At 57.7% G+C, this 10,566-nt stretch carries 12 protein-coding genes; 10 read left to right on the forward strand and 2 right to left on the reverse strand.

Translation table 11 applies throughout. The annotated features are described in order from the left end of the window. Positions 1-27: 27 nt before the first annotated feature. From PJE01S_RS20750 to PJE01S_RS20800, 10 genes are read left to right on the forward strand one after another with little or no spacing between them, the layout of a single operon-like run. The gene (locus tag PJE01S_RS20750; protein WP_157090425.1) at positions 28-1,563 is read left to right on the forward strand and encodes a GspE/PulE family protein; all 1,536 of its coding nucleotides are present in this window, start codon (positions 28-30) and stop codon (positions 1,561-1,563) included. Beyond that, positions 1,514-2,332 (forward strand): hypothetical protein, encoded by an 819-nt coding sequence (locus PJE01S_RS20755; protein ID WP_157090423.1) that lies wholly within the window; start codon positions 1,514-1,516, stop codon positions 2,330-2,332. Before PJE01S_RS20750 ends, PJE01S_RS20755 begins: the two co-directional genes overlap by 50 nt. A 10-nt stretch (positions 2,333-2,342) precedes the next feature. Beyond that, positions 2,343-2,951: a hypothetical protein gene (locus tag PJE01S_RS20760; protein ID WP_068835559.1), complete on the forward strand. Its 609-nt coding sequence runs from the start codon at positions 2,343-2,345 to the stop codon at positions 2,949-2,951. Continuing rightward, positions 2,948-3,496, forward strand: coding sequence for a hypothetical protein (locus PJE01S_RS20765; protein ID WP_068835560.1), 549 nt, complete (start codon positions 2,948-2,950; stop codon positions 3,494-3,496). The genes PJE01S_RS20760 and PJE01S_RS20765 overlap by 4 nt, the downstream gene beginning before the upstream one ends. Before the next feature lie 2 nt (positions 3,497-3,498). Further along, a complete protein-coding gene (locus tag PJE01S_RS25350) occupies positions 3,499-4,035 on the forward strand; it encodes a hypothetical protein (protein ID WP_157090424.1) in 537 nt (178 codons plus the stop codon). Continuing rightward, on the forward strand, positions 4,032-6,377 hold the full coding sequence (locus PJE01S_RS20780) for a secretin GspD/PilQ domain-containing protein (RefSeq protein WP_068835563.1): 2,346 nt from the start codon (positions 4,032-4,034) through the stop codon (positions 6,375-6,377). The genes PJE01S_RS25350 and PJE01S_RS20780 overlap by 4 nt, the downstream gene beginning before the upstream one ends. Beyond that, positions 6,374-6,865: a prepilin-type N-terminal cleavage/methylation domain-containing protein gene (locus PJE01S_RS20785; protein WP_068835564.1), complete on the forward strand. Its 492-nt coding sequence runs from the start codon at positions 6,374-6,376 to the stop codon at positions 6,863-6,865. Before PJE01S_RS20780 ends, PJE01S_RS20785 begins: the two co-directional genes overlap by 4 nt. 4 nt (positions 6,866-6,869) lie before the next feature. Next, the gene (locus PJE01S_RS20790; protein WP_068835572.1) at positions 6,870-7,256 is read left to right on the forward strand and encodes a type II secretion system protein; all 387 of its coding nucleotides are present in this window, start codon (positions 6,870-6,872) and stop codon (positions 7,254-7,256) included. A 40-nt stretch (positions 7,257-7,296) separates the two neighbouring features. Then, the gene (locus PJE01S_RS20795; protein ID WP_068835565.1) at positions 7,297-7,824 is read left to right on the forward strand and encodes a type II secretion system protein; all 528 of its coding nucleotides are present in this window, start codon (positions 7,297-7,299) and stop codon (positions 7,822-7,824) included. Positions 7,825-7,839: 15 nt separating this feature from the next. Continuing rightward, on the forward strand, positions 7,840-8,598 hold the full coding sequence (locus PJE01S_RS20800) for a response regulator (RefSeq protein ID WP_084389677.1): 759 nt from the start codon (positions 7,840-7,842) through the stop codon (positions 8,596-8,598). Here the strand turns inward: PJE01S_RS20800 and PJE01S_RS20805 are convergent. Further along, positions 8,588-9,787, reverse strand: a complete 1,200-nt coding sequence (locus PJE01S_RS20805; RefSeq protein WP_068835566.1) for a sensor histidine kinase — start codon at positions 9,785-9,787, stop codon at positions 8,588-8,590. The genes PJE01S_RS20800 and PJE01S_RS20805 overlap by 11 nt on opposite strands. A gap of 120 nt (positions 9,788-9,907) precedes the next feature. Continuing rightward, positions 9,908-10,534 (reverse strand): lytic transglycosylase domain-containing protein, encoded by a 627-nt coding sequence (locus PJE01S_RS20810; protein WP_084389678.1) that lies wholly within the window; start codon positions 10,532-10,534, stop codon positions 9,908-9,910. Between the last annotated feature and the right edge of the window lie 32 nt (positions 10,535-10,566).

Below are 10,566 nucleotides of genomic sequence, written 5' to 3' on the forward strand. Positions count from 1 at the left end.
ACGGAGGTGGCCGCCAACTACTTTTGCATGCAGGCCATGGGCGCTTTGCAACTGCACGAGCTGACACCCGACTTTGACATCATTCCGTTCATTGAATCGACCCGACGCACCTGCGCTGCGTTTCACACGGACTCGCAAACCCTGATTGTCGTCACCGACCCGCTGAACTTGCGTGACCGGCAATGGATCGAGGCCCGTTTGCGTCAACGCCGAAATTACCAGGCGCAGTGGGCACTGGCAAGCGCGGGTGACCTGAAAGCGGTTTTGGCGACACATGAAAAGAATGTACGCGCCATCGACAGCCTGGTGGTGCGCGACGAAACGGTGGCGGGTAGCAACGAAAAAGGCATCGCCATCTCGCTGCAGGACATTGACAGCGATGACAGCATGGTGGTCAAACTGGTCAATTCAACGATTTATGACGCATTGAAGGCGCAGGCCAGCGACATCCACCTTGAAACCCAACCCAACGGCTTGATCATCAAATACCGCGTGGATGGAGTGCTGACCGAGGTCAGCAAATTGGACGGGCTGGAGACCGCCAACCAGGTGATCTCGCGCATCAAAGTCATCTCGGAACTGGACATTGCCGAGAGGCGGATTCCGCAAGACGGCCGGTTCAAAGTGATTGCGCAGGCGCGTGCGATTGACTTTCGCGTCTCCATCATGCCCAGTATCTTTGGCGAAGACGGCGTGCTGCGCGTTCTGGATCGCTACCAGCTGTCTGACCAGCAATCGGGCCTGACCCTCAACGGGCTGGGCTTCAGTGCCGACGACATCGGCTTTATACGCACCATGGCGGCCAAACCCTATGGCTTGTTGCTGGTCACCGGCCCGACCGGCAGCGGCAAGACGACCACGCTGTATGCCGTGCTGAGTGAAATCCACACCGGGCTGGACAAGATCATCACCATCGAAGACCCGGTTGAATACCAGGTGCCCGGGGTGTTGCAAATCCCGGTGAATGAAGCCAAGGGCTTGACCTTTGCCCGGGGCTTGCGATCAATCCTGCGGCATGACCCGGACAAGATCATGGTGGGTGAAATTCGTGACCCGGAGACCGCGCAAATCGCTGTACAGGCAGCCCTGACAGGCCACCAGGTGTTCACCACCGTACACGCCAACAATGTTTTTGACGTGCTGGGCCGATTTTCCAACATGGGGGTAGACGCCTACAGCTTTGTTTCTGCGCTGAACGGCATCGTGGCGCAACGCCTGCTGCGTGTGAACTGCGCCCATTGTTCGATTGACGAAGCACCTGCGGCCGAAGCAGTAAGAGAGTCCGGCCTGCTCGCCGAGCAACTGCATAGCTGGAAATTCCGCCGGGGTATGGGCTGTGCGCAATGCCGCGGCACCGGTTTCAAGGGCCGCAAAGCGATTGCCGAAACACTGCCATTGACGGACGATCTGCGCGACCTGATTGCCGAGCACGCCCCCATGACCCGCATCAAGGCCGTGGCGCAAAAGGCGGGGGTTCAAACATTGAGAAAAGCCGCGCTCACACTGGTGCGCAATGGTGAAACCACGCTGGGAGAAATCAATCGTGTCACCATGGTGGAATAAATTCTTCCCGCCTTCCCACGACGTGCTGATCACGTCCGGCGAAGTCGTGTTGGCGCTGGGCAACATTCGCATTGCCGCCCCGGTGCCGAACCCGTCTTTGGAAGGCGGCTCATTTGAGGCGCGCCTGGCTCAGCCGCTGAAAGCCGTGATGGACCGGGCACCCCGGTCGAATGGTCGCAAGGCCAATATTTGGCTCTGCCACAGCCTGGTTTCGCAGAGCGTGGTTGAGATTGACGCGCGTGCCATGCGCGCCAACGAGATCTCGGCGACGCTAAAGGCTTATTGGGAAGACGCACTGGATTTGCCCGCCGCGACGCTGGCGCTCACCTACCAGGTGCAACCTTCGGGGCGTTCAATTTTTTCAAGCTGCTGCAGTTTGGCGCTGATTGACAGCATTCAATCGAACTTGCGGCTCTCGGGCTGGACGGCCAAACATATCGCACCGCATCTCGCCAAAACCTGGAACGAAAGCCGCCAGCAGATCCATAGCAAGGATTGCTGCCTGCTGATTTTTGAGGACAAGGTGCTGTCAATTGGCGTCTATCGGCACGGAAACTGGATCGCGTGGACCAGCGAAGGCTGTGACACCGCTGAATGGGCGGAGCTGTCCAGCAGAACCACCCGCTTTTGCCGCAGCACGGGTTTATGCGATCCCAACGCCCTGCCCGTCTGGATCTATGCGCCACAGGCAGCCAGCAAACCAAGCTCCGTCGGCCTGAACAATTGGTCATTATTGAGCGCTCCATCCCATGCGGGATTGCTCGCTTGAAGGATTCAACATGAATCAAGCATTTCATCTTGATTTTCTGGGTGGGCAGCAACGCTTCTCCATACCAGGGGGGGTTTTTCTGGCGGCAGGCATCGCCTTGGCCGGCTGGCAACTGCTGGAGTACAGCCAGTTTCTGCAAGCCAATGCTGAACTGCACTCCGAACTTCAGGGCACGCTGGAGCGCCTGAAGATCAACAAACAGGACGTAAAACGCCAACCAGCACAGACGCCGCAGGAGCGCTCGGCGATTGCGCTGGCACGCGCGGCAACCGATCAACTCAACTATCCATGGGACTCCCTGCTGAACCTGGTGGAAACAGCACAACACCCCGACGTTGCACTGCTGGCGCTCGAGCCGAAAAGCCGAAACGGTCAAATCCGCCTGACAGCCGAAGCAAAGGACGCTACGGCCATGATGGGTTATGTCGCCGGCCTTCAGCAAAATCCGTTGCTGCAAAACGCCTTTCTCACCACCCATCAAGTCCAGCTTCAGCAACCCGGAACACCCTTCAAGTTTCAAGTTCTTGGTCAATGGAAAGGCATCCAGACAGCCACGCCATCCGACAGCGCTGTTGACGCCACGACGACTGCGGACATCAACGACAAGGTGGCGCCATGAAAGACTTCATGCTCAGCGTCAGATTCCAGACTTTGCGCTTTCTGGGAGTCTGGGGTCTGCTTGGCCTGCTGCTTCTGGCCGCCGCAGCGCTGATCGGCTACCTGTTGATTCCGCAAATCAACGCGCAAAGCACGGCGATGCACCAGGAGATCATTGCCGCCAAAGACAGTGCGATTCAGGCCAGCGAGCAGCGCCGCAATGCACCGAATACCGTCTCCCAGCTTCAGAATTTCTTGAACTGGCTGCCGCCACTGGCGACCAATGCGAAAGACGTGAAAACGCTCTTTGTGCTGGCAAAGGAAGGGGGGATTGACCTGACCAAGGCCGACTACCAGCTCACCGCCGAGCCAGGCGCGCAGTTTTTGCGCTACCAGGTGACCGTGCCGATCAAGGACCGCTACATCGTCATACGCCGGTTTGCCGTGGGTGCCTTGAATGACCTGCCCCACCTGGCACTGGACGAGTTGCAGTTTTCACGCCTCCAGGCCTCCTCCGACGTGGTGGATGCCCAGCTCCGTTTCACCTTTTTTTACAGGCCGCAATAGCCATGTCTCCCCTGCTCAACACAAAAAGTCTGGTGCTGGGGATTGCCGGTGCCGCGGCATTTACGGCTGCGTATTGGGTTAACAAGCCCGCAGATCCCGAGGTCGCCGTCGTTCAACCCATCAACCGAAGCGCCGGAACCGGCAACCCGTCCAGCCCCGCCCCCCGCCCTTCGATATCGGCGCAGACAACGCTGCTGGCGCCTGAGCGGGGCATGATTTCATCGAGCAACGAGAAAGACGTTTTCGCCACACATTCCTGGTTGCCGCCCCCGCCCCCCCCGCCACCCCCGCCGCCGCCAGCACCACCCGTCAAACCGGTAGCGCCGCCACTTCCTTTTGCCTTTGTTGGAATGCTGGATGAAAGGGGCGTGGCCCGACGCGTCTTTATGACGAAGGGCGAGCAATTGATCATTGTGAAAGCCAGCGATGTCGTGGAAGGCCAATACCGCATCGACCAGATCACCGAGAGTTCGGTCGAATTGACCTATCTCCCGTTGAACGAAAAACAAACTCTCTCCATTTTGCAGGGGGGCATATGAAACTCAATTTTGGTTTTTACCAATTGCGTCAGGGTTCGGGCGACTTCAACAAGGCCTCCTTGAGCCCAAAGCGTGCCCGTGTCATCACATGCATATCCATTGTCCTGCTGTTGGCGGGATGCGCGGCACCCCGTCATTTCAACGAAGGCCAGCGGCTGATTAAGGCGGGCGAGCAAGAAAAAGGGCTGCAGGAATTGCGCGAAGCACTCAAACTGGAGCCGAACAATGCGCAGTACCGGCTGGAGTTTCGCAACCAGCAGGCCAGGTACATTGAAACTTTCGTGACTCGCGGTGATGAGCAGCGAGCGGCCGGCCAGCTGGACGCCGCCATTGAGACGTACAGCTCGGTGCTGCGCATGGACCCGCAAAACGAAATGGCGCGCCGAAAGCTGGTGCAGAGCCTGGCAACGAGGTCTGCAACCGACCTGACGACTCAGGCTCAAAACTTGTTCAATGCAAAAAATTCGGACGCAGCCAGGGAAAAAGTCAAACTCGCGCTGGCCGAAGATGCCGCTTACGCGCCGGCACTGGCGCTGCTCAAAAAAATTGACGCCCAGGCTGATGAGGCCAAGAGCGTGAAGCAGGCTCAATTCAGCGCTCAATCGGTGATGAAGCGCCCCATCTCCCTGCAGTTTCGTGACGCGAATTTACGCATGGTGTTTGAAGCCATGTCGCGATCGGTGGGCTTGAACGTCATTCTGGATCGCGATGTGCGCAGTGATCTCAAAACCACGATCTATGTGAAGGATGCCTCGGTGGAAGACGCCATGGACCTGATTCTCCTGCAGAACCAGCTCGACAAACGCGTTTTGAACGGAAACACGCTATTCGTTTATCCAGCAACTGCGGTCAAACAAAAGGAATATCAGGAGTTGAAGGTTCGCGTGTTTCAGCTTTCCAATGTGGACTCAAAGTATATGCAAAATGTGCTGAAGACCATACTCAAGATCAAGGACGTGGTCATCGACGAGAAGAGCAACACCATTGTCATTCGCGACACACCGGACGCCATTGCCGTGGCGGAAAAATTGGTGACAGCGCACGACGTGGCCGATGCAGAAGTGATGCTCGAGGTCGAGGTTCTGGAAGTTTCGCGTGACCGCGTGAGCAATATTGGCATCAAGTGGCCTGACAACGTTTCCTTGAATTTGCCTAATGGGACCGGACCCAATGGTGTGCTCACTTTGGGAGAACTGAGAGCCTTGGGCAGGGATCAGGTCTTGTTTGGTCCCGCTCAACTCGGTATCGGTTTCAACGCCAAGCTCATCGACTCGGATGCCAATCTGCTCGCCAGCCCCCGTATTCGCGTGCGCCACAAGGAGAAGGCCAACATCCTGATTGGTGACCGTGTCCCCTTTGTCTCGGGCAGCAACACGATTACAGCCGGGGCCAACCCCATCGTTTCAAATTCCGTGCAGTATCTTGATGTGGGTATCAAGCTCGAAGTTGAGCCCTATGTGTACTCCGAAAATGATGTTGGCATCAAAATAAAAATGGAAGTCAGCAACATCGCCAAGGAAATTCCCAACAAAAATACGGGTGACATTCTTTACCAGATTGGTACGCGAAGCGCCTCCACGTCATTGCGCCTGAAAGACGGTGAAACCCAGGTGCTCGCCGGATTGCTCAGCGACCAGGAGCGCTCATCCGCCGACAAAGTGCCCGGGCTTGGCCAAACACCCTTGCTGGGACGCTTGTTTTCCAATAACAACGGCAACACCACAAAAACAGAAATCGTGTTGTCGATCACGCCGCGCATCATCCGCGGCCAAAACCCGATGGCGTCGGCAGCAAGGGAAATCTGGTCAGGCACTGACACGCAAATCCGTGAGCTCCCGCTGCGCCTGGATCCCATTGGCATTGTGCGTTCAAGTTCTACTGCCGGTGCCGCTCCCGTGGGCCCCCGTACTGCGCCAGCCGTGCCGGACAGGGCCCCCGTACCGGCCTTTACGCCGCCCCCGCCACCCGACATATCGACGCAGCCGGCAAGCCCGGAAGGCGCCACAGGGTCTGGCGTCGACGGAAGAATCGTGATACCCACGTCACCGGTGCCTCCGGGCACAACGCCCGCGGCCCCCGCGGGGCCTGCCGCACCACCCGATTCAAGCAGCCCGGGGAGCATCTTCTCGCCGCCGCTCCCGCAGGCCACACCGGCAAGCCCGCCAGCGCCGCCAACCGGGGCGCCCACTGGTGCGGAGCAAAGCAGGAACACGCCTCAAGATAGCGGCCCTCCGGGATTCGGGGCCACCCTCACAGCGACGCTCGTGGACATGAAGCGGTCGGACGAGGCCATCAAAGGCCTTGAGTTTCCGGCGCGGCACTTGATACGAGTCACACCATGAAAACCTGGGCACGTCATTCCAAACGCAGCGGCTTCACCTTGGTGGAGTTGCTGGTGACGCTCACGCTCCTGAGCGTCATTGCCTTGACGGCGATGCCGCTGGCCGAGATTGCCAGCATCCGCTGGAAGGAGCAGGAACTGCGCCAGAGTTTGCGTCAAATCCGTGTCGCATTGGACCAATACAAAAAGGCTTCCGATACGGGTCTGATTCCCAAAGCGGTCGGCGAATCCGGCTATCCACCATCACTCGAAGTGCTGACGGCCCCCATCGCCAGCAGCAAGGAAGTGGTGCAAGTGCCGCTTATCCTCATGCGCAGCCTGCCTAGAGACCCGTTCAACACCGACCCCACACTTCCCGCCGCCAGCACCTGGGCTCTGCGCAGTTATGCCAGCCCGGTCAACGACCCACGGCCTGGCAGCGACGTGTTCGACGTCCACTCGCAGTCCCAAAAAAAGGGACTGAATGGCATCCAGTATGACCAATGGTGACGCCATGTTGAACCCCAAACGGCGACCGCATAACGGCTTTACGCTGATTGAACTCGTTGTAGTCATCAGCATCATTGGCCTGCTGTTGAGCTTGGCGGCGCCCCGCTATTTCGCCAGTATCGAGCGCGGGAAAGAGGCCGTACAGCAGCAAAACCTTTACTCCTTGCGCGATGCGATTGACAAGTTTTTCGGCGACACCGGCCGCTACCCCGAGAACCTGGAGGAGTTGGTCGTCAAACGCTACTTGCGTTCAGTGCCAGTGGATCCAATGACCGAACACCGTGACTGGATCGCGCTGCCACCGCCAGATCAAAATCTGGCTGGCGTCTACGACATCAAGAGTGCCATGAATAAAGAGGCAAACAGCGATGCGAGTAAAACATTGCCGTAACGCCGGCTGGCCAAGCAATTTGCCGGGACAGCACGGCGTCATGCTCCTGGCGCTGCTGATTTTTCTGGCCATTTTGGGGCTGGTTGTGACGAAAACCGCGGAAGTGTGGTCCACAACCCTGACACGCGAACGCGAGCAGGAGCTGTTATTTGCAGGAGAACAATACAGGGCTGCCATTGAGCGGTATTACTACGCCACGCCGGGGGCGAACAAAATGTTGCCCACCACCCTCGAGGAGCTGGTAAAAGATGATCGGTTCCCGGAGCCTCAGCATCACTTGCGGCAGCTCTACCCGGACCCCCTTCGGGAGGGCGAACCTTGGGGGGTGTTGCGGCAAGGCTCAAGAATCGTTGGCGTGTACAGTTTGTCGGATCAAAAACCCATGAAAAAATCCGGTTTCGATGCCAAATACAGCGCATTCTCGGCAGCGCAAAGCTACCGGGGATGGCGATTCATGTTTGTCCCGTCCGCCGGTGGCGGTGGCTCGCTTCGCGCACCGAACGCGTCACAACCCGGGGCGACAGCACCAAACAAGCTGGTTACGCCATCGACACTTACAAAGCCATAGTGAGGGAACACCACAATGAAACATCGCATCATGATCGTTGAAGATCACAACCTTTTGCGCGAAGGATTACGCTCGATGATCTCCGCCGTGGCTGACTTTGAAGTGGTTGCCGAGGCACGAGATGGCAAGGAGGCCGTACGTACAGCGATCGCCGTCGCCCCGGATGTCATCATGATGGATCTGTCAATGCCCAGCATGAACGGCATCGAGGCGACCATGCAGATCAAACGGCGCAACCCCGGGATTCGCATCATTGCGCTGACAGTTTACAAATCCCAGGAATATGTACGGGAAGCCCTGAAGGCTGGCGTCGATGGCTACGTTTTGAAGGACGCAACCTATGACGAGCTGATTGTTGCGATACGCAGCGTCGTGAACGGGAAAAAATTCCTGAGTCCTGACGTCTCAGGCCAGGTGGTGAACAGCTATTTGAACGGAGACACGACCGACAAGCCCCAAACGCCCTGGGACAAACTTACATCGCGGGAGCGGTCGATCGTGAAGCTGGTGGCCGAAGGACGCACCAACCGTTCAGCCGCAGAGTTCCTGAACGTCAGCCCGAAAACCATTGAAAAGCATCGGGCCAGCCTGATGCACAAGCTGGGGCTTAAAAACGCCACGGACCTGGTGCTCTTGGCCCTGGAACAGGGCTGGGTGGAGCGCGAACACATGCGGGGAGGTATCGATTCGAAGTTCCCGGACAGCAGTTTCAGCGAAAGTGGCTTTGACGATACGGTGCCGTTCGACTTTGGCGACAACTCCCCTAATGCGTAAGGTTCAGGTCAAGTGGCCGTGTTTCCTTGTGGAATCGACTGTAACTCTCCAAAAAGTCCGAATCCGTCAACTGAAAATCATCGTGGCTGGAGCCCCACGCCGCGCTGATGGCCGTTCCGAATCCAGCATGCGACCGGATACGGAATACGCCGCGCGACGCCTCCACGCGTTCGCGCATGCTGTTGATGCCGACACCCAAAAGGCAGGCCGTCCCCGAGGTTAACCGCTCGGCATCAAAGCCGATTCCGTTGTCCACCACACCCACGACAAACCCGTCGTGATGATCCTGCAGATAAATGAAAACGCTGGTGGCCCGGGCATGCTTGGCGACGTTGTTCATCGCCTCCTGAATCATTCGGAACATCGGAGTTTTCACCGGTATCGGAATATTCTCTTCCGCGATTTTCTCCTCCAGGGTGACACTGATGCCAGTGTGTGCAGCCTCAAACTGCCGGCACAACCATTGCAAGGTGGGCAGCAGGCCAAGGTCATCCAGCATGCTGGGGCGCAATTCCGTTGAAATGCGTCTGACCTCACCCACCGCGCCGCGCAGTTGGCCGACGACCTCTTTCAAAATACCCTTGGACTCATCGACTTTATCGGCATCAAGCCGGATCAGGGCATCTTCCACCCGAAACTTCAGCATCGTCAGCACCTGGCCCAAACCATCGTGCAAATCAGAGGCAATCCTCTTGCGCTCGCGTTCCTGGGCCAGCAGCAGGAAATTCGAAAGGTAGTCGTAAGCGGAGCCGGATCGGGTGAGGGCTTGGTACAAGGCAGCGCGCTTGTTCTCCGGCGCCAGGATGATCATGGCATGTCCCGCACCCGAGTCGGCCACATCAAGAGGGTGCACCAACATGGAAACCCGGTGTTTGACGCCTCCGGTATCGATGAGAAAACCATCTATGGGTCGCCTGCCGAGGGCGCGGGGCTGGAGCCTCATGCGATCCACCAGATTCAGCCCCATGTGCACAAGAACATCTGCCAACGTGAGGTGCGGAAATTCGGCTTCATTCGCATGCAACATTCTCAGCCCCTGTCGATTGAGAACGGTGATTTTTCCTTCCTTGTCGCAGATAAGGGCGGCAACGTTCAGCGAGTCAGTCAGTGCCGCAAAACGGCCGCTGGCAAGCTCCGCATGCGTCTGGATATTCTTGATGGCACAGACAATCAGGTCTAGTTCGGTCATATGACTCCTCCTATACGACCCATAGGGTCTCACCCATAGTTCTTACATCAATTTACCAAACTGATACTGTAGCGCATTGATACTGTAGAGCACCTGAATCTTGGGATGCAGACCGCCCTGTCAGGCAATGCCTGAGGCTTGTCGGTAGTGCTGCAGCACCTTGGGTACGTACTTCTGCGTTTCCGGGAATGCTGGAATCTTGTGACCGGCCTTGACCACGGCGTTTTCGCCCGCGTTGTAGGCAGCAACCGCCAGCTCGATGTTCTGGTTGAAGTAGTCCATCAGCCAGCGCAGGTAGCGGCAGCCTGTCAAAATATTATCGCGAGGGTCAAACGAATTGGTGCTGCCGAAACGCTTGGCGGTAGCGGGCATGAGCTGCATCAGGCCCCGTGCGCCCTTGCTGGACAAGGCGCGCGGGTTATAGTTGGACTCGACCTTGATGACGGCGTGAATCAGCTCGGCCGGCAACCCGGATGCCGCGCTGGCTTCGAGAATAAAAGGCTGAAACGCCTCGGGCGGCGCAATGTCCTGGCTGGCGAGAGCGTGTTTCGCGGCCTTGATCGAGGTGCCGGACCCCGCATGAGAAGGCGACGCGGCAACGACCACGGTGCGGGCCTCGTCAGAGGCGGTATTTGAAAGAACAACGGCGCCGCTGTCAGAGATTCCGCCGAAAATTTGCGCGTCCGCATATTGCGCAGCCCCCAGCAGGCCCGCCACTGCGACGAAAAACAGCGCAAGTTTCGTCATTTTCAGCCCGATTTTTTTGTGATTTCTTCCCT

The organism is Polaromonas jejuensis NBRC 106434, assembly GCF_001598235.1.
GTDB lineage: Bacteria > Pseudomonadota > Gammaproteobacteria > Burkholderiales > Burkholderiaceae_C > Polaromonas > Polaromonas jejuensis.